The sequence below is a fragment of the Burkholderia crassaminum genome (genome assembly GCF_964265005.1).
Lineage (GTDB): Bacteria > Pseudomonadota > Gammaproteobacteria > Burkholderiales > Burkholderiaceae > Burkholderia.
This window is the reverse complement of the sequence record NZ_OZ183799.1, coordinates 1,300,867-1,325,323: the sequence shown is the minus strand read 5'-3', so window position 1 is coordinate 1,325,323 and position 24,457 is coordinate 1,300,867. Positions and strand designations below refer to the sequence as shown.

General features: G+C 67.2%; 17 protein-coding genes. 12 read left to right on the top strand and 5 right to left on the bottom strand.

Annotated elements, in window-relative coordinates; translation table 11 throughout:
• Positions 1–55: 55 nt before the first annotated feature.
• Together ACPTTF_RS06125 and ACPTTF_RS06120 are read left to right on the top strand one after the other, a co-directional pair.
• Entirely contained in the window at positions 56–2,347 is a 2,292-nt protein-coding gene (locus ACPTTF_RS06125) for an FUSC family protein (RefSeq protein WP_423370566.1), read from the top strand.
• Positions 2,348–2,638: 291 nt separating this feature from the next.
• Complete coding sequence (locus ACPTTF_RS06120; RefSeq protein WP_166957749.1) at positions 2,639–4,006, top strand: amino acid permease; 1,368 nt, start codon at positions 2,639–2,641, stop codon at positions 4,004–4,006.
• Positions 4,007–4,153: 147 nt separating this feature from the next.
• Here the strand turns inward: ACPTTF_RS06120 and ACPTTF_RS06115 are convergent, their stop codons facing one another.
• Positions 4,154–4,315 carry a hypothetical protein gene (locus ACPTTF_RS06115; RefSeq protein ID WP_166957748.1) on the bottom strand — a complete coding sequence of 54 codons (162 nt, stop codon included), beginning with the start codon at positions 4,313–4,315 and terminating at the stop codon, positions 4,154–4,156.
• A gap of 243 nt (positions 4,316–4,558) precedes the next feature.
• Between ACPTTF_RS06115 and ACPTTF_RS06110 the strand changes: the two genes are divergently transcribed.
• The 3 genes from ACPTTF_RS06110 to ACPTTF_RS06100 are packed head-to-tail and all read left to right on the top strand — an operon-like array spanning position 4,559 to position 8,058.
• Positions 4,559–5,602: a Fe(3+) ABC transporter substrate-binding protein gene (locus tag ACPTTF_RS06110; protein WP_423370565.1), complete on the top strand. Its 1,044-nt coding sequence runs from the start codon at positions 4,559–4,561 to the stop codon at positions 5,600–5,602.
• Entirely contained in the window at positions 5,592–7,280 is a 1,689-nt protein-coding gene (locus ACPTTF_RS06105) for an ABC transporter permease (RefSeq protein ID WP_423370564.1), read from the top strand. The genes ACPTTF_RS06110 and ACPTTF_RS06105 overlap by 11 nt, the downstream gene beginning before the upstream one ends.
• Positions 7,281–7,284: 4 nt before the next feature.
• Positions 7,285–8,058, top strand: coding sequence for an ATP-binding cassette domain-containing protein (locus ACPTTF_RS06100; protein ID WP_166957745.1), 774 nt, complete (start codon positions 7,285–7,287; stop codon positions 8,056–8,058).
• Between the two features lie 42 nt (positions 8,059–8,100).
• Here the strand turns inward: ACPTTF_RS06100 and ACPTTF_RS06095 are convergent, their stop codons facing one another.
• From ACPTTF_RS06095 to ACPTTF_RS06080, 4 genes are all read right to left on the bottom strand, one after another.
• Entirely contained in the window at positions 8,101–8,571 is a 471-nt protein-coding gene (locus ACPTTF_RS06095) for an Lrp/AsnC family transcriptional regulator (protein WP_011351482.1), read from the bottom strand.
• A gap of 246 nt (positions 8,572–8,817) precedes the next feature.
• On the bottom strand, positions 8,818–9,459 hold the full coding sequence (locus tag ACPTTF_RS06090; protein WP_423370563.1) for an NAD(P)-dependent oxidoreductase: 642 nt from the start codon (positions 9,457–9,459) through the stop codon (positions 8,818–8,820).
• A gap of 129 nt (positions 9,460–9,588) precedes the next feature.
• The gene (locus ACPTTF_RS06085; RefSeq protein WP_423370562.1) at positions 9,589–10,044 is read right to left on the bottom strand and encodes an Rrf2 family transcriptional regulator; all 456 of its coding nucleotides are present in this window, start codon (positions 10,042–10,044) and stop codon (positions 9,589–9,591) included.
• A 90-nt stretch (positions 10,045–10,134) separates the two neighbouring features.
• Positions 10,135–10,563, bottom strand: a complete 429-nt coding sequence (locus tag ACPTTF_RS06080) for a hypothetical protein (RefSeq protein ID WP_166892830.1) — start codon at positions 10,561–10,563, stop codon at positions 10,135–10,137.
• A 192-nt stretch (positions 10,564–10,755) separates the two neighbouring features.
• On the opposite strand from ACPTTF_RS06080, the gene ACPTTF_RS06075 reads away from it, so the two are divergent.
• From ACPTTF_RS06075 to ACPTTF_RS06045, 7 genes are all read left to right on the top strand, one after another.
• Positions 10,756–11,091 (top strand): hypothetical protein, encoded by a 336-nt coding sequence (locus tag ACPTTF_RS06075; protein WP_423370561.1) that lies wholly within the window; start codon positions 10,756–10,758, stop codon positions 11,089–11,091.
• A gap of 264 nt (positions 11,092–11,355) precedes the next feature.
• Positions 11,356–12,549 carry an ammonium transporter gene (locus ACPTTF_RS06070; protein ID WP_423370560.1) on the top strand — a complete coding sequence of 398 codons (1,194 nt, stop codon included), beginning with the start codon at positions 11,356–11,358 and terminating at the stop codon, positions 12,547–12,549.
• 165 nt (positions 12,550–12,714) lie between these two features.
• Positions 12,715–14,679, top strand: coding sequence for a PhoX family protein (locus ACPTTF_RS06065; RefSeq protein WP_423370559.1), 1,965 nt, complete (start codon positions 12,715–12,717; stop codon positions 14,677–14,679).
• 606 nt (positions 14,680–15,285) lie between these two features.
• Positions 15,286–16,110, top strand: coding sequence for an IclR family transcriptional regulator domain-containing protein (locus ACPTTF_RS06060; RefSeq protein WP_166957739.1), 825 nt, complete (start codon positions 15,286–15,288; stop codon positions 16,108–16,110).
• A gap of 253 nt (positions 16,111–16,363) precedes the next feature.
• The gene (locus ACPTTF_RS06055; protein WP_423370558.1) at positions 16,364–17,734 is read left to right on the top strand and encodes an MdtA/MuxA family multidrug efflux RND transporter periplasmic adaptor subunit; all 1,371 of its coding nucleotides are present in this window, start codon (positions 16,364–16,366) and stop codon (positions 17,732–17,734) included.
• Positions 17,735–17,749: 15 nt separating this feature from the next.
• Entirely contained in the window at positions 17,750–20,863 is a 3,114-nt protein-coding gene (locus ACPTTF_RS06050) for an MdtB/MuxB family multidrug efflux RND transporter permease subunit (protein ID WP_423370557.1), read from the top strand.
• Positions 20,864–21,045: 182 nt separating this feature from the next.
• Positions 21,046–24,354, top strand: a complete 3,309-nt coding sequence (locus tag ACPTTF_RS06045; protein WP_166957736.1) for an efflux RND transporter permease subunit — start codon at positions 21,046–21,048, stop codon at positions 24,352–24,354.
• Positions 24,355–24,457 lie beyond the last annotated feature (103 nt).

Sequence of the window (24,457 nt, the reverse complement as noted above, 5' to 3'; positions counted from 1 at the left end):
CGTCGCCAGTCAAGACGCCGCCCCCGGGCGTCTTCGTCTGCCATTCAGCCCATCGATGCGCTATTCGGTCGAAATCAGAAAGTTTTTCTACAGCCAGTACTTTTTCGGTGGCCTGCGGATCGCGGTCGGCGTCTCGCTGCCGGCCGTGCTGTGCCTGATCGTGTTTCACAACCGTGAGCTCGGCTTCACGATCTCGACGGGCGCGCTCGGCGCATGCGTCGTCGACATGCCGGGCCCGCTCAAGTACAAGCACAACGAAATGCTCGCGTGCAGCGTGATCGGCTTTCTGGCCGCGCTCGCAACGGGCCTTGCAACACCGAACATCTTCGTGCTGTGGCTCACCATCGTGCCGCTCACCTTCGTGCTGTCGCTGATCGTCGTCTACGGCAACCGCTGGCCGCAGATCAGCTTCGCGACGCTGTTCATGATGGTGATGACGCTCGAGGAGAATTTCACGCCGCTGCAGGCGTTCGTCAACGCCGGCTGGATTCTCGCGGGCGGCCTCTGGTACACCTACTGGGCCACGCTCGTGTCGCAATGGCAGGCGCGCCGGATCGAGCAGCAGGCGCTCGCCGAGAGCCTGTTCGCATGCGCCGACTACCTGCTCGCGCGCGCGCAGTTCTACGACCTCGATGCCGATCTCGACGAATGCTACCGCAATCTCGTCGCCAAGCAGATCACGGCGGTCGAAACCCAGGAAACCGCGCGCGACATCGTGCTGCGCAACCTGCCGAAGCTGCGCCGCGGCAAGCTCGATCCCGGCCGCACGACGATGTACAACCTGTTCATCAACAGCGTCGACCTGCACGAGCTGTTCGTCGGCGCGCACACCGATTACCCGCTGGTGCGCAACACGTTCGGCGGCTCGGACCTGATCATCTTCTATCGCGACCTGATCCGCAAGGCGGCCGCCGATCTCGAGGAGATCGGCCTCGCGGTGCTCGAAAACCGCGCACCGCATTCGCGGAACAGCGTGAAGGCCGAGCTGCGCGCGATCGAGTACGAGATCGAGCTGATGCGCAAGAAGAATTTCCCGGCCACCAACGCGGAGGCGTATGCGGCCGTGCTCGCCACGTTCCGGCGCATCTGGAGCGCGACGCGGCTGATCGACCGGATGCGCCGCAACCTGTCGGGCCACGCCGATCCGCAGCAAACCGAACTGAAGATCGACAAGGCGCTCACGCGCTTCCTGCAGCGCCGCCGGATGTCGCCGCTCCTGATCTTCTCGAACCTGAACATGCGCTCGCCGAGCTTCCGCCACGCGCTGCGCGTGACGATCGCGGTGGCGGTCGGGTTCTGGCTCGGCCGGCTGCTGCCGCTCACGAACGCGTACTGGATCGTGATGACGACCATCATCATCCTGAAACCCGGCTACTCGCTCACCAAGCAACGCAACGCACAGCGGATCATCGGCACGCTGATCGGCTGTGCGGCCAGCATCGCGCTGATCTACACGGTGAAGGAGCCGCACCTGCTGATCGCGATCATGTTCGGGTCGATGGTGATGAGCTACAGCCTGCTGCTGTTCAACTATGCGGCGAGCGTCGTGTTCACGTCGTCGTACGTGCTGCTGATGTTCCACCTGCTCGCGCCGGGCAGCATGCGGATCATCGGCGAGCGCGCGATCGACACCGTGGTCGGCTGCATGATCGCGATCGCCGCGAGCCGGCTGTTCCCGTACTGGGAATACCGGCTGATGGGCAAGCAGGTCGCCGACATGCTCACCGCTACCCGCAAGTATTTCGAGGCCGTGTGGCGCGCCGGGCGCGGCATGTCGCCGCCGCCGGTGCCGGCCGCCGACGGCGCGGCCGTCGTGCCGGTCGTCGCCGCGGCCATCGAGGCGCCGGCCACGACCCTCGACGACGACTACCGCTACCGCCTCGCGCGCAAGGACGTGCACATCGCGTTCGCGAATCTCGGGCAGGCGTTCCAGCGGATGATGATCGAGCCGAAGGCGCACCAGCGCTTCGTGCCGGAACTGAACGACCTGCTCGTGCAGACCCACGTGCTCGGCGCGCAGATCACGGCCGCCGCGCCGCTGATCCGCACGGCTTGCGCGGCCGACGGCAGCATCCTCCACGACGACGCGCTGCATCGCGGCCTCGCCGCCGTGCTCGACAATCTCGAGAAGGCCGAGGCCGGCGAGCCGCCGCCCGCCGATCAGCTCGACGCGTCGAAGCAGATCACGCGCGACCTCGACGCAATGGTCGTGTCCGCGGAGAAATCCGACGCGGTGGGTGCCGAGCTCACGCACGACCTGAAGGTGCTCGCGCACCAGTGCAAGCAGATGCTCGCGTCGTCGCTGCTGATCCGCAAGGATGCGAGCGTGATCCGCCTGCCCGCCTGAGCGCGGCTTTACCCCGCCGGTGGCCGGCCCGCGCAAGCCGCGGATCGGCCGCCGGCGCTCCCCGATTCAGCGATCCCCGAAGCATGACCCGAGCGTTCCACGCGGCCTGCGCCTTCCATGCGCGACCGCCCATCCCCCTATTGCGCCCGTCGCGCCAGTCAGGGAATACCCGATTCCGGTCACCCGGCCCGACTTGTTATCATTCGTTCACATTTAAGTTGTATATACAACTTGAGCCAATCGGACCGGCCCCGCTCGCCCGGTCCGTCGCATAACGATATCGGAGACACGATGAAAAACTTGCAGCGCCACCTGAGCGCGCGGCACATCCGCTTTCTCGCGCTGGGTTCGGCGATCGGCACGGGCCTGTTCTACGGCTCGGCGTCCGCCATCCAGCTCGCGGGCCCGGCCGTGATCCTGGCGTACATCCTGGGCGGCGCGGCCGTCTACATGGTGATGCGCGCGCTCGGCGAGATGGCCGTGCGCGAACCCGTCGCCGGCTCGTTCGGCCACTACGCGACCGAGAACCTCGGCCCGTTTGCGGGATTCGTCACCGGCTGGACCTACACGCTCGAAATGGTGATCGTCGCGATCGCCGATATCACCGCGTTCGGCATCTACATGGGCTTCTGGTTTCCGGATGTCCCGCAATGGATCTGGGTGCTCGGCGTCGTCGCGATCATCTGCGGGCTGAACCTGTGCCACGTGAAGGTGTTCGGCGAGCTCGAGTTCTGGCTGTCGATCATCAAGGTCGGCGCGATCGTCGCAATGATCGGCGGCGGCGTGGCGATCCTGCTGACCGGCATGCACTTCGGCCATTCGGCCGACGTGCCGACGTTCGCGAACCTGTGGAACCATGGCGGCTTCCTGCCAAACGGCGTCGGCGGGCTGGTCGCGTCGCTGTCGGTCGTGATCTTCGCGTACGGCGGCATCGAGGTGATCGGGATGAGCGCCGGCGAGGCAAAGGATCCGGAACGCGTGATTCCGCGCGCGATCAATGCAGTGCCCGCGCGCATCCTGCTGTTCTACGTGCTGACGATGGTCGTGCTGATGTCGATCAGCCCGTGGACCGGTGTCGGCAACGACGGCAGCCCGTTCGTGCAGATTTTCTCGGCGCTCGGCGTGAAGTCGGCCGCGACGATCCTCAACCTGGTCGTGATCAGCGCGGCGATCTCAGCGATCAACAGCGACATCTTCGGCGCGGGCCGGATGATGTTCGGGATGGCGCGGCAGGGCCAGGCGCCGCGCGTACTGATGACGACGTCGCGACACGGCGTGCCGTGGGTCACGGTGCTCGTGATGGCGGTCGCGCTGCTCGCCGGCGTGCTGCTCAACTACCTGATGCCGAAGGACGTGTTCCTGATGGTCGCGGCCATCGCGACGTTTGCCACCGTGTGGGTCTGGCTGATGATCCTGCTGTCGCAGGTCGCGATGCGCCGCCGGCTGTCGAGCGCCGAAGTCGCGGCGCTGAAGTTCAAGGTGCCGTTGTGGCCGGTCGCGCCGGCACTGACGATCGCGTTCATGGGCTTCGTGATCGTGATGCTCGGCTGGTTCGAGGACACGCGCGTCGCGCTGTATGTCGGCGCGGCCTGGCTCGCGCTGCTTGCGGTCGTGTTCTACGCACGGATCCGCCCGAAGTTCGCCCCTGCGTCACGTTGACGCACGGCTGATCTGCGTACGCGGCGCGCCGGTTCCGGCGCCCGCTTCGTTCCCGGCTCCGCGCGGCATCTGCCGCGCCGACAGCCGGGACTCATCCCCTTCACGTCCCCGCCACATGCGCGGCCCGCCGGGCCGCGCATCGGCACGTCAGTGCGACGCCGCGCTCGCGGACTCGGCCGGATGGGCCTCGTCGTACGCGTGCTTCTGCGAAATCGCGTTGTACAGGATCGTCCCGATCACGAGCAGCACGGCCACGACGATCAGGATGCTCACGTTGCGGACAGGGTTCTTCTTGCGCTGATCGTTCATGGTCGGGGCGACTCCGTCAAATTCATCGAAGCGGGCATTCTACGCGCTTGCGCCCCTGCTGCGACGCCCCGTTTCCGCTCCCCTTCCCCCATCCTCTGCCTGCCCGCCATCAGCTTTCATTTGATAATCGTTCCCATTTCGATCTAGAATCCGGAGTCTTTCATTTTGTAATGTTCCGGATCGCTCGCGCGGCAGGCGCGCCCCGGAACGCTCCCTACGTCCACCTGCCCCTCCGGAGTCTTCATGTCGAATCCGCGCACCCGCCTGCTGCCGCTTGCCGGCGCCCTCGCCCTTGCCGCCGCCGCATTCGCGCCGCTGGCCCACGCGGCCGAGGAAGTCAGCCTGTACACCACCCGCGAACCGAAGCTGATCCAGCCGCTCATCGACGCGTTCACGAAACAGAGCGGCGTCAAGGTCAACACGGTGTTCGTGAAGGACGGCCTGCTCGAGCGCGTGAAGGCGGAAGGCGCGCAGTCGCCGGCCGACGTGCTGATGACGGTCGACGTCGGCAACCTGCTCGATCTCGTCGACGGCGGGCTCACGCAGCCGGTGCGCTCGAAGACGCTCGACGACGCGATTCCCGCGAACCTGCGCGGCGCGAACGGCGACTGGTACGCACTGTCGCTGCGCGATCGCGTGCTGTACGTCGAGAAGGACCTGAAGATCGATGCGTTCCGCTACGAGGATCTCGCCGATCCGAAATGGAAGGGCAAGGTCTGCATCCGCTCGGGCCAGCATCCGTACAACACGGCGCTCGTCGCGGCGATGATCGCGCACGACGGCGAAGCCGCGACCGAGAAATGGCTGCGCGGCGTGAAGGCGAACCTCGCGCGCAAGGCGACCGGCGGCGACCGCGACGTCGCGCGCGACATCCTCGGCGGCATCTGCGACGTCGGCCTCGCGAATGCCTACTACGTCGGCCACATGAAGAATGCGGAGGCCGGCAGCGATGCGCGCAAGTGGGGCGACGCGATCAAGGTCGTGCGGCCGACGTTCGCGAACGCGAAGAGCGGCGGCACGCACGTCAACATCAGCGGCGCGACGGTCGCGAAGCACGCGCCGCACAAGGCCAACGCGGTGAAACTGCTCGAATACCTCGTGTCGCCGGAAGCGCAGGCGCTGTATGCGCAGGCGAACTACGAATACCCGGTACGCGCGAACGTGAAGCTCGACCCGGTGATCGCCAGCTTCGGCACGCTGAAGATCGACCCGCTGCCGCTGGCGGACATCGCGAAGCATCGCAAGCAGGCGAGCCAGCTCGTCGACAAGGTCGGTTTTGACAACTGACGCAACAAGCGCCGGCGCGCGCCGCGCGCCATGCCGGCCGCGCCTGCTGCCACGCGCGGGCAGCCTGTGGCTGATCGCGGCGCTGGCGATCGCCGCGGCGGTCGCGGCGCCGCTTGCGGTGCTCGTGGCCGCCGCGTTCGACGCAGATCTCGCGCACTGGCGGCATCTCGCCGAATTCGTGCTGCCACAGGCGCTCGTCAATACGCTGCTGCTGCTCGCGGGCGTCGGCGCGATCGTGTCGGTCGTCGGTACCGGTTGCGCGTGGCTCGTCACCGCCTACGACTTTCCCGGCCGCCGCGTGCTCACCTGGGCACTGCTGCTGCCGCTCGCGGTTCCCACCTACATCGTCGCGTTCGCGTATCTCGACCTGCTGCACCCGATCGGCCCCGTACAGGGCGCGGTCCGCTGGCTGCTCGGCTTCGACAGCCCGCGCCAGTTCCGCCTGCCCGACCTGCGCTCGCTGCCCGGCGCGATCTTCGTGCTCGGCTTCGTGCTGTATCCCTATGTGTACCTGAGCACGCGCGCGATGTTCGTCACACAGTCCGCGAGCCTGCTCGAAGCCGCGCGCACGCTCGGCGCGGGACGCATCGCCACGTTCTGGCGCGTCGTCGTGCCGCTCGCGCGGCCCGCGATCGCGGTCGGCGTGAGCCTGGCGCTGCTCGAAACGCTGAACGATATCGGCGCATCGGAATTCCTCGGCGTGCAGACACTGACGGTATCCGTCTACACGACATGGATCACGCGCTCCGATCTCGCCGGTGCCGCACAGATCGCGCTCGCGATGCTCGCGATCGTCGTCGGCATGATCGTGCTCGAACGCTACGGGCGCCGCCGCCAGCGCTACGCGCATGGCCGGCGCATGCGGCCGATCGCGCCGCGCCGCCTGACGGGCACGGCCGCATTGGGTGCCGCCGTGCTCGGCTGGCTGCCCGTGCTGCTCGGCTTCGGCGCGCCGGCCGCGTACCTCGCGGTCGAGACGGCGAAGCGGCTGCATCTCGTCGGCGGCGTGTCCGCGCAACTGATGACGGGGCTCGCGAACACGCTGACGATCGCCACCGCCGCCACCGTCGCGACACTCGCGTGCGGGCTCGTCGTCGCATGGGCCGCGCGCGCGCAACGCGACAGCGCACGTGCGGGCCCGGCCCGCGTGTGCGCGAGAATCGCGAGCCTCGGCTACGCGGTGCCGGGCACCGTGCTCGCGATCGGCCTGCTGATCCCGTTCGCGGCGGCCGACCGGCTGTTCGGCGCGGCACTCGGCCGCGACGGGCTGCTGCTGATGGGTTCGACGGCCGCACTCGTGATTGCCTATACCGTGCGTTTTCTCGCGATCCCGGCCGGCAGCATCGAAGCCGGCCTCGCGCGCATCCCGCCGTCGCTCGAACAGGCGGCGCGCTCGCTCGGCGAAACGGCCGGCGGCGCGCTGCGCCGCGTGCACCTGCCGCTGCTGCAGCCCGCGCTCACGACGAGCGCGCTGCTGGTGTTCGTCGACGCCATGAAGGAACTGCCGGCGACGCTGCTGCTGCGTCCGCTGAACTTCGACACGCTCGCCACCTGGCTGTATGCGGAAGCCGCACGCGGCACCTACGAGGAAGGCGCCATCGCCGCATTCGCGATCGTGCTGGCCGGGCTCGTGCCCGTGATCCTGCTCGCCCGCACCCGCCACAAGATCGGAGCCTGACACCGTGAACCTGCTCGAACTCGATGACCTCTGCCTCGCCTACGACACGCCGCACGGCCGCCGCTCGGTGGTCGACGGGCTGAGCCTCGCGCTGCCGCGCGGCGACATCGGCTGCCTGCTCGGCGCGTCGGGCTGCGGCAAGACCACCGTGCTGCGCGCGATTGCCGGCTTCGAACCGGTGCGCATGGGGCGCATCGTGCTGGACGGCACGCCCGTCGCGGCGCCGTCGCTCGACGTGCCGCCCGAGCGGCGGCGCATCGGCATGATGTTCCAGGATTACGCGCTGTTCCCGCACTTGAGCACCGCGGACAACGTCGCGTTCGGCCTGCGGCGCATGCCGAAGGCCGAGCGGCGCATGCGCGTCGCCGAGATGCTCGAACTCGTCGGCCTCGCCGAGTCCGGCGGCGCGTATCCGCATGAGCTGTCAGGCGGCCAGCAGCAGCGCGTCGCACTCGCGCGTGCGCTCGCGCCGTCGCCGGAACTGCTGCTGCTCGACGAGCCGTTCTCGAATCTCGACGTCGATACGCGCGAGCGGCTCGCGTTCGAGCTGCGCGACATCCTGAAACGGTCGGGCCACACCGCGATCCTCGTCACGCACAACCAGGCCGAAGCGTTCGCGATTGCCGACCGGATCGGCGTGATGAAGGATGGCCAGCTCGCGCAATGGGATACGCCATACGCACTGCATCACCATCCGGCCAGCCCGTTCGTCGCGGATTTCGTGCGCCGCGACGCGCTGGCCGACGAACGCGCGCGCGCACTCGCGCGCGGCCGCTGAACCCGCAGGCGCGATGCGCGCCCGCGCCGTTTCAGTGCCGCGCTACGCCGGCTCGGCAAGATCGCGCACGGGCAGCGCGGTCGAATACTTGATCTGCTCCATCGCGAACGACGAGCTGACGTCGAACAGCGGCACCGCACGAATCAGCTGCTTGTACACGCGGTCGTAATCGTCGATGCCGGCCACCACGACGCGCAGCAGGTAATCGGTCTCGCCGCTCATCCGGTACACCTCGACCACTTCCGGCATGTCGCGCACGGCCTGCGTGAAACGCTGCGCCCACTCCTCGGTGTGCTGGTTCGTACGGATCGCGACGAACACGGTCGTGCCGACCCCGAGCTTGCGCGGATCGCACAGCGCAACCTGCGCGCGAATCGCGCCGGTTTCCTTGAGCCGCTGCACGCGCTTCCAGCACGGTGTCTGCGACAGGTTCACGCGCTGTGCCAATTCCGCGATCGGCAGCGTGGCATCCGCCTGCAACAGCTCCAGCAGCTTGCGATCGATGGCGTCCATTTCTCCAGTCCCTCGTAGATAGAAATTTATTCTATTCATCCTGCACAACGGGGAACAATATGAAAACCGCATCGCCGCGTCGACCGGTATAAATACCGATCCGGTATGCACGCGAGACGAGCGAATCCGCCGGCACGCGGCCCGCTCCAGACGAAACAGGCGATCCCGCCCGTCAAGGTGGAATCGCCTGGCGTTCCTGCACGTACGGCCGGCCCCGCGCTCACGCGCCGCCGGCCGGCGCGCCGCTCAATACGCGGCCGTCGCGATCTCGCGCACGAAGCTGCCTTGCTCGAGCGCATCGACGAACGCGACCGCGTAGTCTTCCGCCGAGATCTTGCTGTTGCCCTGTGCGTCCACGATCAGCTTGCCGACGCCCGTGCGGAACGTACCCGTGCGCTCGCCCGGGGCGATCAACGCGGCCGGCGCGAAGAACGTCCAGTCGAGATCGCCGGCCGTCTTCAGGTAGTCGAGCGCGTCGCGGTGCGCGAGTGCGACCGCCTTGTACGCCTCCGGGAAACCTTCGCTGTCGACAAGCTGCTTGCCGGGTGCGACTTCGAGCGAACCGGCACCGCCCACCACCACGAGCCGTTTCAGCCCTGCCTGGCGGGTGCCGGCGACCAGTGCCTTCGCAGCCGCGACGACCTTCGCCGCATCGTCCTGCTTCGGGCCGTACGCGCTCGCGACGACGTCATGACCCGGCAGCGCGGCCGCAATACTGGCCGCGTCGAACAGGTCCGCCGCCTTCACGGTGATGCCTTCGCCGGCTGCACCGGGGTTGCGCGACAGCGCGGTCACGCGATGGCCGCGTCGTGCGGCTTCCGCGGCGATGCGCGAGCCGATCGTGCCGGTAGCGCCGAACAGCGCGATATTCAAAGTACGTTGCGTCATATCGATTCTCCAGTAAGAAAAATATGTAACACAATTAATTACATATAAGACCGAAAAAAACGGGGCAAAGCCCCCGTTGCGCCGGACGCCGCGCCTCTCGCGCCGTCCGGCCTCCTGCCCTGCCGCCGGTCACCCGCCGGCGCGCGCCTCATGTTGCGTGCGCTGCTCCAGCTCCAGCACGTCGGCCGTGACGTCGGCCAACGTGCGCGTGGCAAGCGATGCTTCCATCGCACGCTGCGCATCGCCGATGTAATCGATCAACGCACCCTGGATGTGCCGCCCGACGAGACACGCGGGATTCGGCGCCTCGCGGTGCAGCGCGAACAGTTGCGCATCGTCAACCGCGCGATACACGTCGAGCAGCGTGATCGCGCCGGGCTCGCGCGCCAGCAGCGCACCGCCGCCCGCACCCAGTTGCGACGTGGTCAGCCCCGCGGCCGCCAGCATCGACAGCAACCGGCGGATCAGCGCCGGATTCGTGTTCACGCTGCCCGCGATCATGTCGGACGACAGCGGCACGCCCTCCTGCATCGACAGCAAGGCAAGCACGTGGACGGCAAACGCGAACCGGCTGCTGGTATTCATTCCTGACTCACTTGACGACGCCGGCCCGTCCTGCAGCCGGCGACATGTGTAACCATCATAATTACATTTCGCGGATCATGCAAGCCCGCATCACTCTCCGCTCGCAGGCTTGGCGCCCGAGGCATTCTGCTGGCTCCACTGCTGGAGCTTCTTGCCGGCTTCCGCGATCTTCGCGCCGGCTTCGGAAGCCGCATGCGCGACGACGGCGGACGCGGCCGCGTCGATCTGCGCCTGCGCGGCGGATGCGAGGCCGCTCGCGGACAGCGGCGGCACCGCTGACGCCGCGGACGCGATGCCGGCCTTCGCGGCGTTGAGCTGCTGGTTGACGGTGCTCGCCACCTGGTCGAGCGCCTTGGCCGCGTTGTTCGCGGCATCGGCAGCCGCGCTCGCGGCCGTATCGGGTTGCGTGACCGGCGCACCGGACTTCTCGCAGCCCGCGAGCAACAGCAGCGCGCCGGCGGCCACGGCCGCCAGTACGGACCCGGGCACACGACGCGCCCGCGATGTCTTCATGTTCATCAGCAATCTCCGGCCGCGCATCGCGCGGCCTCGTGGTTGGACCGACGTCGATGATACCGCCTGTGGAACAGGGCCAATCACGCCCCGCCATTAAAAATGGCTTTCAATTTCGGACTCGTCTGATTCAATCGCGCACGCGAGCGCACTAAAGTTGACACGCTTCAATCCGCTTCGGACGTGCCCCTTTTTCTCATGGATTTCCTCATCGACTGGTTCATCGCCCTGGCCGCGCTGCTCGCCGCCATCCTGTTCCTGTGTCTGCGCCCGCGGTCGGCGTGCCGTCTGGCCGAATCCGGGCGAGCGCGCCGCGTCGCAACCGCGCGACTGCTCACACAGGCCGTGATCGGGTTCTGGACGGCCGCGCTGATCGTCGTGCAAGGCATCCTCGGCCCCGACGGCGAAGGCCAGTCGCTTGCGGGCTTCGCGGCGCTCGCGTTTGCCGCGCTCGGGCTGACGACCGTCGCCGCCTACTGGTCGGCGTGCGCGCTGCGGCTGCGCCGGCCGCCCCAGCTGTTCCCGCGCCACTGACGCAGCGGATCGGTGCGCAACGACGCACCATCGCGCACCACGCCGCACCAATCGGCTCGTCGCACGCACCAGTTCCGCACGCACCGCACCACACACGTGCACCCGGCATCGCACTCGGTCCGTGCCGGGCGCGCCCCCTTCCCGTGCACGATTCACCGGAATGCCGCAACGTGCGGCGTTCGAGCACCAACTCCATGCAGCCGCTCACCAAGTTGGCTCGATACTTGCATTCCTTGCCCGTTTTTTGCGCAAGGAAGCCACGGCATGGTTGGTCTGAAATCCGGCGTCGACACACTGTTCCTGTTGATCGGTGCCGTCATGGTGCTCGCGATGCACGCGGGCTTTGCATTTCTCGAACTCGGCACGGTCCGCAAGAAGAACCAGGTCAACGCGCTCGTGAAGATCCTGGTCGACTTCTCGGTGTCGACGCTCGCGTATTTCTTCATTGGCTACACGATCGCGTACGGCGTCGAATTCTTCGACGACATCGGCACGCTGTCGCAGCACAACGGCTACGCGCTCGTGCGCTTCTTCTTCCTGCTGACCTTCGCGGCGGCGATTCCCGCGATCGTGTCCGGCGGCATCGCCGAGCGCGCGAAGTTCAATCCGCAACTCGTCGCGACGCTGATCATCGTCGGCTTCATCTATCCGTTCTTCGAAGGAATGGCATGGAACGAACGCTTCGGCGTGCAAGCCTGGCTCACGCACGCGTTCGGCGCGCCGTTCCACGATTTCGCGGGCTCGGTCGTCGTGCACGCGTTCGGCGGCTGGGTCGCGCTGCCGGCCGTACTGCTGCTCGGCGCGCGCCACGGCCGCTACGCGAAGGACGGCCGGATCGCCGCGCACCCGCCGTCGAACATCCCGTTCCTCGCGCTCGGCGCGTGGGTGCTCGCGGTCGGCTGGTTCGGCTTCAACGTGATGAGCGCACAAACGCTCGACAAGGTCAGCGGCCTCGTCGCCGTGAACTCGCTGATGGCGATGGTCGGTGGCACGCTCGCCGCGTGGATGGCCGGCCGCAACGACCCGGGCTTCACGTACAACGGGCCGCTCGCGGGCCTCGTCGCGGTGTGCGCGGGCTCCGACGTGATGCACCCGATCGGCGCACTCGTCACGGGCGCCGCGGCCGGCGCGCTGTTCGTCGCGATGTTCACCTGCGTACAGAACAAGTGGCGCATCGACGACGTGCTCGGCGTATGGCCGCTGCACGGCATGTGCGGCGCGCTCGGCGGCCTCGCGGCCGGCGTGTTCGGCCTGCCTGCCCTCGGCGGCCTTGGCGGCGTGTCGTTCATGTCGCAGCTCGTCGGCACGCTCGGCGGCATCGCGATCGCGACCGCGGGCGGCACGCTCGTCTACGGTGCGCTGAAAGCGACCGTCGGGCTGCGCCTCGACCGCGAAGCCGAGTTCGACGGCGCCGACCTGTCGATCCACCGTATCTCGGCGACGCCCGAACGCGATTGAGCGCCTGACGAACGCCTGACGCATCATTACGTTTTCAATTCAAAAAACTTTCATCGAGCGTCCTTACACTTCCGTCCAGTTTTCAATATGCCTTCGTGAAGCTTGCCGTTCGCCTGCTTGCGCTTCACGAAGGCCATTCTTCCAACAACTGAAACTGGACTCCACATGCCCGCGTTGCCCAATGCTGCCCGTCGTCAGGCCCTGAAGATCCTCGCCGGCGCGCCGATGCTGCCCCTTTCCGGCCTCGCGCTGCCGGCCCTGCTGACGGGTTGCGGCGGCGACGACAATCCGGCGTCGACGCCGGCCCCGGTCGCCGCAGCGTACACGTCGGCGACGTTCTCGGCGATGGCCGCGCCCACGCTCGACAACGCGGCCGCGATGGCCACGACGACGGTCGGCTCGACGCTGTCGGTGTCGTTCTCGGACGGCTCGTCGCGCAACTTCAAGCTGGCGTACCGGCCGTTCTTCGTGACGGGCGACATGGTGCCGGACGGCAAGGGCGGCACGACGCTCGCGGGCGGCTACTACGACATCAACAACCAGCCGATCATCGACCGCTCGGTTGCCGGCAAGGAGCGCCAGTTCTATTCCGACTGCCCGGACGGCAGCTCGCTGCTGACGCTGAAGAACGCGAACGTGCCCGGTGTGAAGGGCAACACGGTGTTCGCCGTCGTGCAGTTCGAATACACGACGCGCGACCAGGCCAGCGCATCGCAGTACGGCCAGCTGCCGTCGCCGATCGCGGTGCTGACGCTCGACCAGGATCCGGCCAACGGCGCGCTGAAGGTCGTCAAATACCACAACGTCGACACGTCGAAGGCGCACGGCCTGTGGATCACCTGCGGCGCGAGCCTGTCGCCGTGGGGCACGCACCTGTCGAGCGAGGAGTACGAGCCGGACGCGACCAAGGTCGCGACCGACGCGCAGTTCAAGGCGTTCAGCAAGAACACGTTCGGCGACGAGACGAAGGCGAACCCCTACCACTACGGCCACCTGCCCGAGATCACCGTGAATCCGGACGGCACGGGCACCGTGAAGAAGCACTATTGCCTCGGCCGCATCTCGCACGAGCTGATCCAGGTGATGCCGGACCAGCGCACCGTGATGATGGGTGACGACGCAACCAACGGCGGCCTGTTCATGTTCGTCGCCGACAAGGTGGCCGACCTGTCGGCCGGCACGCTGTACGTCGCGAAGTGGACGCAGACGTCGTCCGCCGGCGCGGGTACCGCCACGCTGACGTGGATCAGGATCGGCCATGCGACGAGCGGCGAAATCGAAACGCTCGCGAACACGCTGAAGGCGTCGGACATCATGGACCTGGTGACCACCGACCCGAACGATGCGAGCTATACGAAGATCCACTTCGGCGGCAAGTTCAACTGGATGCGCGTGAAGCCGGGGATGGAAAAGGCGGCCGCGTTCCTCGAGACGCACCGCTACGCGGCGCTGCTCGGCGGCAGCATGGGCTTCACGAAGCTCGAAGGCACGACCGTGAACGCGAAGGACAAGATCGTCTACACGGCGATGTCGCGGATCGAGACGTCGATGGTCAAGGGCAACGCGGTGTCGCGCGACGTCGCGGTCGACAAGAAGATCGCAGCTGGCGCCGTCTATGCACTGAACCTGAAGGGCAGCCAGCGCGACACGACGGGCAGCGCGATCGACAGCGAATGGGTGCCGGTCGACATGGGCGCGCCGGCCGCGCTCGTCGGCGAGGATCTCGCCACGGCCGATGCGCTCGGCAACCTCGCGCACCAGGACAAGATCGCGAACCCGGACAACCTGAAGTTCTCCGAAAAACTGCGCACGCTCTTCATCGGCGAAGACTCGGGCATGCACGTGAACAACTTCCTGTGGGCCTACAACGTCGACACGAAGTCGCTCGTGCGCGTGCTGTCGTGCCCGGCCGGCGCGGAATCGACGGGCCTGCACGCGGTCGACGAGATCAACGGCTGGACGTACATCATGAGCAACTTCCAGCACGCGGGCGACTGGGAATCGCCGCTGCACGACAAGGTCAAGCCGACGCTCGATCCGCTCGTGCGCGCGAACTTCAAGGATCGCTTCGGCGCGAGCGTCGGCTACCTGACGGCCGAGCAAACCAGCATCAAGCTCGCGAAGGCCTGACCGGGCCACGCGAGGAGGACCCGCCTCCTGGCCGGGCGCCCCTAACCGGGCGTCCCTTTCTTCATCACCGTTCATTCGTCGGCGCTCCACGCCGTTTGATGCGCGATGCCCCGTGCGGGCATCGCGCTTTTTTTTGCGCACGCGAATCGCGTAACGCGCACGCGCAAAGAGACGCCGCACGGGTTCGAACGGGGGCTTTCGACGATCGGGGGATAATACGGGTCTGACGCGTCCGGGCGGACGAGCAGAAAGACAGGCAAAAAAAAGCGCCACGGAGACCGTGGCGCTAAAAAAGTTCTAGCCATTCCGAGGGCCGTGCTAGAACCTGAGAGACTGCGCGAAACACCGTTGCCGGTTAAACTCCTGAAACGATGTTTCGAAAACGTGAGACATTCTTTCCGTTTCCGCCCGACAAGTCAAGCGGTATTTGCACCGGTTCATGCACTTTGTGGCAACGCACATTTGAGCGTTTTCCTAATAAACCAAGGGTGAACCCGTAAAATCTCATCCAATGACCGGTTCACCTGCAGAACATGCATCCTTTGACAATAGTCCTACAATACCAACAAAATTGAAATCGAGTTTCGGAAATAGAGAGAATCCCTCGTGTCGACAACTGTAACCTCTCCCGCGTCGCGGGACCGTGAATCCTCGCCCGACGAGATCACCGCCCTCGCCCGCGGCCTCGCCGTGCTGCGTCGCATCGCGGCTGCCGACGCGCCCGTCAGCAACCGCGAGCTGACCGAACTGACCGGCATCCCGAAGCCGACCGTCTCGCGCATCACCGCGACGCTCGTCAGCGCCGGCTTCCTGTTCCAGTTGCCCGACAGCGAGCGCTTCGTGCTCACCGCGTCGGTACTCGAACTGAGCCACGGCTTCCTGCGCAACTTCGACATCCGCGCGCGTTCGCGGCCGTTCATGATCGAGCTGGCCGAACGCACGTCGCTGTCCGTGCACCTCGCGGTGCGCGACCGGCTCGACATGGTCGCGATCGACGTGATCCGGCCGCGCTCGGCCGTGCTCGTCACGCGTCTCGAGATCGGCTCGCGGATGGACATCGCGCGCACCGCGGTGGGGCGTGCGTATCTCGCCGCACTCGAGGACGACGAACGCCGCCTGCTGCTCGAGTCGCTGCGCACCACGGCGGGCGACGACTGGCCGCATGTGTCCGCGCGCCTGAACCCCGCGCTGGACGACGCAATGCGCGACGGCCACGCAATCGCGATCGGCGAATGGCGCGAGGGCCTGAATGCCGTCGCGGCCGGTTTCGTCGGCCCGTCGGGCCAACGCTATTCGGTGAATTGCGGTGGCGCGTCGCACCAGTGCCCGCCCGAATGGCTGCACGAACACGTGGTGCCCGCGCTGCACGAATGCATCGCGAAAATCACCCGCGAGATCGGCGGCGCACCGGCCCGGCGGCACACCGTGTAAGCGATTCGTCATCGTTCTGTCGTGTTCTGTAACGACCGTAACCCGATGAAAGATAGACCACTGGACTGTAACGGGGACGGGACGTAGGATCATGCCCATCGTCGCGCCGCCTTCGCGGTGCGCACCGCTCTTTTCCCGCGCAGGCCGGCGGGGCCCCGGACCGAGCCGGGCGCCCCCTCCCGGCACCGCCCGCTCACGCGCAGCCTAGCAGTCCGATTTCCGGCACGCCGCGCCGTCTTCCTGACAGAACACGATGGATAACGAACAAAAGCCCACGCCTCCTTCGAAAGATCCCGCGTCTCCCGCCGCACGGCGCCCGCGCCGCACGCTGATGGCCGGGGCGCTCGCGGTCGTCGTTATCGGCGGCCTGCTGTGGTGGCACCCGTGGAACCGTACGCCGGCGGCCGGCAGTACCGCGACGGGCGCAGGCGCAAGCGCCGCCAGTGGTGCCGGCGGCCACCGCGGCCGTGGCGGCCCCGCCGCGATGGCGAACGTTCCGCAGCCCGTGCAGGTCGCGACCGCGACGCAGGGCGAAATGCCGATCGTGCTGTCCGCGCTCGGCACCGTCACGCCGCTCGCGAACGTGACGGTCAAGACGCAGCTGTCGGGCTACCTGCAGTCGGTCTCGTTCCAGGAAGGCCAGATCGTCAAGAAAGGCGATGTGCTCGCGCAGATCGACCCGCGCCCCTACCAGGTGTCGCTCGAAAACGCCGAAGGCACGCACGCGCGCGACTCGGCGCTGCTCGCGACGGCCCGCCTCGACCTGAAGCGCTACCAGACGCTGCTGTCGCAGGACTCGATCGCGTCGCAGACCGTCGATACGCAGGCTTCGCTCGTCAAGCAATACGAAGGCGCGGTGAAGACCGACCAGGCCGCGATCGATTCCGCGAAGCTGAACCTCACGTATGCGCGCATCACCGCGCCGGTGACGGGCCGCGTCGGCCTGCGCCAGGTCGACGCCGGCAACTACGTGACGCCGGGCGATTCCAACGGCCTCGTCGTGATCACGCAGCTGCAGCCGATGAGCGTGATCTTCACGACGTCGGAAGACAACCTGCCACAGATCCTCAAGCAGGTGAACGCGGGCCAGACGCTGTCGGTCACCGCGTACAACCGCAACAACACGGTGCCGCTCGAGACGGGCTCGCTCGCGACCCTCGACAACCAGATCGACACGAGCACGGGCACGGTCAAGCTGCGCGCGAACTTCGATAACAAGGCAGGCATGCTGTTCCCGAATCAGTTCGTGAACACACGCCTGCTCGTCGACGTGCTGCGCAATGCGACGATTGTGCCGACGTCCGCGGTACTGACCGGCTCGATCGGCCAGTTCGTCTACGTCGTGAAACCCGACAACACGGTGACCGTGCGCAAGGTCACGATCGGCCCGGTCGACGGCGAACGCACGAGCATCGCCAGCGGCGTGTCGCTCGGCGAGCGCGTGGTGACCGACGGCTCCGACCGCCTGCGCGAAGGCGCGAAGATCTCGATCCCGGCCGACAAGCCGAAAGGCGCGTCGGGCGCGCGCGGCGCCGGTGCGGCGTCGGGTGCATCGGGCGCCGGCGGCCATCGCGGCGGACACAAGCACGGCGCGTCGCAGGCAGCGGCCCCCGCGGCCCAGTAACGCGCGGGCCGCTCGATGAATCCATCCCGCCTCTTCATTCTCCGGCCGGTCGGCACCGCGCTCCTGATGGCGGCGATCATGCTGGCCGGTCTCGTCGCGCTACGCTTCCTGCCGCTCGCCGCACTGCCGGAAGTCGACTACCCGACGATCCAGGTCCAGACCTTCTACCCGGGCGCGAGCCCGGAGGTGATGACCTCGTCGGTCACCGCGCCGCTCGAACGGCAGTTCGGGCAGATGCCGTCGCTGAACCAGATGTCGTCGCAGAGTTCGGCCGGCTCGTCCGTGATCACGCTGCAGTTCTCGCTCGACCTGCCGCTCGACATCGCCGAACAGGAAGTGCAGGCCGCGATCAACGCCGCCGGCAACCTGCTGCCGTCCGACCTCCCTGCCCCGCCGATCTATGCGAAGGTCAACCCGGCCGACGCGCCGGTGATCACGCTCGCCGTCACGTCGAAGACGCTGCCGCTCACGCAGGTGCAGGATCTGGCCGACACGCGCCTCGCGATGAAGATCTCGCAGGTCGCGGGCGTCGGCCTCGTCAGCCTGTCCGGCGGCAACCGCCCGGCCGTGCGGATCCAGGCGAACCCGACCGCGCTCGCGCAGTACGGGATGAACCTCGACGACCTGCGCACGACGATCTCGAACCTGAACGTGAACACGCCGAAGGGCAACTTCGACGGCCCGACGCGCGCCTACACGATCAACGCGAACGACCAGCTCACGAGCGCCGACCAGTACAACAGCGCCGTCGTCGCCTACAAGAACGGCCGCCCGGTGATGCTCACCGACGTCGCGACGGTCGTCGCCGGCTCGGAGAACACCAAGCTCGGCGCCTGGGTGAATTCGGAGCCCGCGATCATCCTGAACGTGCAGCGCCAGCCGGGCGCGAACGTGATCCAGACGGTGGACGCGATCAAGGCGCAGCTGCCGAAGCTGCAGGAAACGCTGCCGGCCGCACTCGACGTGCAGATCGTCACCGACCGCACGACGATGATCCGCGCCGCCGTGCGCGACGTGCAGTTCGAACTGCTGGTCGCGGTCGGGCTCGTCGTGCTGGTGATGTACCTGTTCCTCGCGAACATCTACGCGACGATCATCCCGAGCCTGTCGGTGCCGCTGTCGCTGATCGGCACGCTCGCGGTGATGTACATGGCCGGCTTCTCGCTGAACAACCTGTCGCTGATGGCGCTCACCATCGCGACCGGCTTCGTCGTCGACGACGCGATCGTGATGATCGAGAACATCGCGCGCTACGTCGAGGAAGGCGAATCGGGGCTCGAGGCCGCGCTGAAGGGCTCGAAGCAGATCGGCTTCACGATCATCTCGCTGACGGTGTCGCTGATCGCGGTGCTGATCCCGCTGCTGTTCATGGGCGACGTGGTCGGGCGCCTCTTCCACGAATTCGCGATCACGCTCGCGGTGACGATCGTGATCTCGGCGATCGTGTCGCTCACGCTCGTGCCGATGATGTGCGCGAAGCTGCTGCGCCATTCGCCGCCGCCCGAGAGCCATCGCTTCGAGGCGCGCGTGCACCGGGCGATCGACTGGGTGATCGCGCGCTACGCGGTCGCGCTCGAATGGGTGCTGAACCGCCAGGGCTCGACGCTCGTGGTTGCCGTACTGACGCTCGTGCTGACCGGGCTGCTGTACGTCTACGTGCCGAAGGGCTTCTTCCCCGCGCAGGATACCGGCGTGATCCAGGCGATCACGCAGGCGCCGCAGTCGATCTCGTACGGCGCGATGGCCGAGCGCCAGCAGGCGCTCGCGGCCGAGATCCTGAAGGATCCGAACGTCGAGAGCCTCACGTCGTTCATCGGCGTCGACGGCAGCAACATCACGCTGAACAGCGGCCGGATGCTGATCAACCTGAAGGCGCGCGACGACCGTTCCGAGACGGCCGCGCAGATCATCCGCGACCTGCAGCATCGTGTGTCGAACATCACCGGCATCTCGCTCTTCATGCAGTCGGTGCAGGATCTGACGATCGACTCGACCGTCAGCCCGACGCAGTACCAGTTCATGCTGACGAGCCCGAACTCGGAAGAATTCGCGACCTGGGTGCCGAAGCTCATCGCACGGCTGCAGCAGGAGCCGTCGCTCGCCGACGTCGCGACCGACCTGCAGAGCAACGGCCAGTCCGTCTACATCGAGATCGACCGCGCGAGCGCCGCGCGCTTCGGCATCACGCCGGCGACCGTCGACAACGCGTTGTACGACGCGTTCGGCCAGCGCATCGTGTCGACGATCTTCACGCAATCGAACCAGTACCGCGTGATTCTCGAGTCCGAGCCGAAGGAGCAGCACTACGCGCAATCGCTGAACGACATCTACCTGCCGTCGGCCGGTGGCGGCCAGGTGCCGCTGTCGTCGATCGCGTCGTTCCACGAGCGGCCGTCGCCGCTGCTGGTCGCGCACCTGTCGCAGTTCCCGTCGACCACCATCTCGTTCAACCTCGCGGCAGGCGCATCGCTCGGCGAGGCGGTCAAGGCGATCGACGCCGCCGAGAAGGACATCGGGCTGCCCGCGTCGTTCCAGACGCGCTTCCAGGGCGCGGCGCTCGCGTTCCAGGCATCGCTGTCGAACCAGCTGTTCCTGATCCTCGCGGCGGTCATCACGATGTACATCGTGCTCGGCGTGCTGTACGAGAGCTACATCCATCCGATCACGATCCTGTCGACGCTGCCGTCGGCCGGCGTCGGCGCGTTGCTCGCGCTGATGATCACCGGGCACGACCTCGACATCATCGGGATCATCGGCATCGTGCTGCTGATCGGTATCGTGAAGAAGAACGCGATCATGATGATCGACTTCGCGCTCGAGGCCGAGCGCGTCGAAGGCAAGCCGCCGCGCGAGGCGATCTACCAAGCGTGCCTGCTGCGCTTCCGGCCGATCCTGATGACGACGCTCGCCGCGCTGCTCGGCGCGGTGCCGCTGATCATCGGCTCCGGCGCGGGCTCCGAGCTGCGCCAGCCGCTCGGGGTCGCGATCGCCGGCGGCCTGATCGTGTCGCAGGTGCTGACGCTGTTCACGACACCCGTGATCTACCTCGGCTTCGACTCGCTCGCGCGCCGTGTGCGCGGCTGGTTCGAACGCCACGGCCCCCATGCCGGCAAGCGCACGGATGCGTAAATGAACCCCCACGCTCACTTCGTTCGCTGCCCCCGAGGGGGCGGTCGGCACCCTTGGGGCGGCCCAGCGGGTGCCGACATGAAACGACCCCCACGCTCACTTCGTTCGCGTGGGGGGGCGCAGCCCCCCCATCTCCCGAAAACGCATCCGTCGGAACACGCGGCGGCCCAGCGAGTGCCGACATGAACCTGTCGCGCCCCTTCATCACCCGCCCCGTCGCGACGACGCTGCTCGCGATCGGCGTCGCGCTCGCGGGCCTGTTTGCGTTCGTCAAGCTGCCGGTGTCGCCGCTGCCGCAGGTCGACTTCCCCACCATCTCGGTGCAGGCGTCGCTGCCCGGCGCGAGCCCCGAGACGGTCGCGACCAGCGTGACGAGCCCGCTGGAGCGGCACCTCGGCTCGATCGCCGACGTCTCCGAAATGACGTCGACGAGCACGGTCGGCAATGCCCGGATCATCCTGCAGTTCGGCCTGAACCGCGACATCGACGGCGCCGCGCGCGACGTGCAGGCCGCGATCAACGCGGCGCGTGCCGACCTGCCCGCCGCGCTGAAGAGCAACCCGACCTACCGCAAGGTCAACCCGGCCGACTCGCCGATCATGATCGTGTCGCTGACGTCGGAGACCTCGTCGCCCGCGAAGCTGTACGACGCCGCGTCGACGGTGCTACAGCAGTCGCTGTCGCAGATCGACGGGATCGGCCAGGTGTCGGTGAGCGGCTCCGCGAACCCGGCCGTGCGCGTCGAGCTCGAGCCGCAGGCGCTGTTCCACTACGGGATCGGCCTCGAGGACGTGCGCGCGGCGCTCGCCTCCGCGAACGCCAACGCGCCGAAGGGTGCGATCGAATTCGGCCCGCAGCGCTACCAGCTGTATACGAACGACCAGGCGTCCGAGGCGTCGCAGTACCGCGACCTCGTCGTCGCGTATCGCAACGGCGCGGCCGTGCGGCTGTCCGACCTGTCCGACGTCGTCGATTCGGTCGAGGATCTCCGCAACCTCGGCCTGTCGAACGGCAAGCGCGCGGTGCTCGTGATCCTCTACCGCTCGCCCGGCGCGAACATCATCGATACGATCGACCGCGTACGCGCGGCGCTGCCGCAGCTCACCGCGTCGCTGCCGGCCGACATCACGGTCACGCCCGTGCTCGACCGCTCGACCACCATTCGCGCATCGCTGAAGGACACCGAGCACACGCTGCTGATCGCGGTCAGCCTCGTCGTGATGGTCGTGTTCCTGTTCCTGCGCAACTGGCGCGCGACGCTGATCCCGAGCGTCGCGGTGCCGATCTCGATCATCGGCACGTTCGGCGCGATGTACCTGCTCGGCTTCTCGATCGACAACCTGTCGCTGATGGCGTTGATCGTCGCGACCGGCTTCGTCGTCGACGATGCGATCGTCGTGCTCGAGAACATCTCGCGGCACATCGAGAACGGCAAGTCGCGCATGCAGGCCGCGTTCGACGGCGCGCGCGAGGTCGGCTTCACGGTGCTGTCGATGAGCATTTCGCTCGTCGCGGTGTTCCTGCCGATCCTGCTGATGGGCGGCATCGTCGGGCGCCTGTTCCGCGAGTTCGCGCTGACGCTGTCGCTCGCGATCGCCGTGTCGCTCGCGGTGTCGCTCACGGTGACACCGATGATGTGCGCGCGCCTGCTCCCCGAGTCGCACGAACCGCAGAGCGAAGGCCGCTTCGCGCGATTCCTGGAACGCTGTTTCAGCCGCATGCAGCGCGGCTACGAACGTTCGCTGTCGTGGGCGCTGCGCCGGCCGCTGCTGATCCTGCTGACCCTGTTCGCGACGATCGGGCTGAACGTCTACCTGTACATCGTCGTGCCGAAAGGCTTCTTCCCGCAGCAGGACACCGGGCTGATGATCGGCGGCATCCAGGCCGACCAGTCGACGTCGTTCCAGGCGATGAAGCTGAAATTCTCCGAGATGATGCGGATCGTGCAGAGCAACCCGAACGTGAAGAGCGTCGCGGGCTTCACCGGCGGCACGCAGACCAACTCGGGCTTCATGTTCGTCACGCTGAAGGATCGCACCGAGCGCAAGCTGTCGGCCGACCAGGTGATCCAGCAACTGCGCCCGCCGCTGTCGGACGTCGCGGGTGCACGCACGTTCCTGCAGGCCGCGCAGGACATCCGCGTCGGCGGCCGGCAGAGCAACGCGCAGTACCAGTTCACGCTGCTCGGCGATTCGAGCACCGACCTGTACAAGTGGGGGCCGGTCCTGACCGAGGCGCTGCAAAAGCGCCCCGAGCTGACCGACGTGAACTCGGACCAGCAGCAAGGCGGCCTCGAGGCGATGGTGACAATCGACCGCGCGACGGCCGCGCGGTTCGGCATCAAGCCCGCGCAGATCGACAATACGCTGTACGACGCATTCGGCCAGCGCCAGGTCTCGACGATCTACAACCCGCTGAACCAGTACCACGTGGTGATGGAGGTCGCGCCGAAATACTGGCAGAGCCCCGAGATGCTGAACCAGGTGTGGGTCAGCACGTCGGGGGGCAGCGCGAACGGCTCGCAGACCACCAACGCGGCCGCAGGCACCTACGTCGCGACCGCGGCCGGCACGTCGAGCGCCGGCACGGCTGCGCAGAGCGCCGCGGCGATCGCGTCGGACTCCGCGCGCAACCAGGCGCTCAACTCGATCGCCGCGAGCGGCAAGTCGAGCGCGTCGTCGGGTGCGTCGGTGTCGACGTCGAAATCGACGATGATCCCGCTGTCGGCGATCGCGACATTCGGGCCGAGCACGACGCCGCTGTCGGTCAACCACCAGGGGCTGTTCGTCGCGACGACCATCTCGTTCAACCTGCCGCCCGGCGTGTCGCTGTCGCAGGCGACGCAGGTGATCTATCAGACGATGGCGCAGGTCGGCGTCCCGCCGACCATCGTCGGCAGCTTCCAGGGCACCGCGCAGGCGTTCCAGCAGTCGATGAACGACCAGCCGATCCTGATCCTCGCGGCGCTGCTGGCCGTCTATATCGTGCTCGGGATCCTGTACGAGAGCTACATCCACCCGATCACGATCCTGTCGACGTTGCCGTCGGCCGGTGTCGGTGCGCTGCTCGCGCTGCTGCTGTTCAAGACCGAGTTCAGCATCATCGCGCTGATCGGCGTGATCCTGCTGATCGGCATCGTGAAGAAGAACGCGATCATGATGGTCGACTTCGCGATCGACCAGACGCGCAACTACGGCAAATCGTCGTTCGACGCGATCCACGAGGCGTGCCTGCTGCGCTTCCGCCCGATCATGATGACGACGATGGCAGCGCTCCTCGGCGCACTGCCGCTCGCGTTCGGCAACGGCGACGGTGCCGAGCTGCGTGCGCCGCTCGGGATCGCGATCGCCGGCGGCCTGATCGTGTCGCAGGTGCTGACGCTCTATACGACGCCGGTCGTCTACCTGTACATGGACCGTTTCCGCGTCTGGGGCGAGAAGCGGCGCAACCGCCGCGGGAATTCCGGCGGGCCGGCCGTCGCCGGGGAATAAGGAAAGCGGCCGCCCGCCGGGCGGCCGCTTGCCGCGCTTGCGCACCGGCAGCGATCGGCTATCGTGAGTCCATGCCCACCGCGGGGCCCTTCACGGGGACACA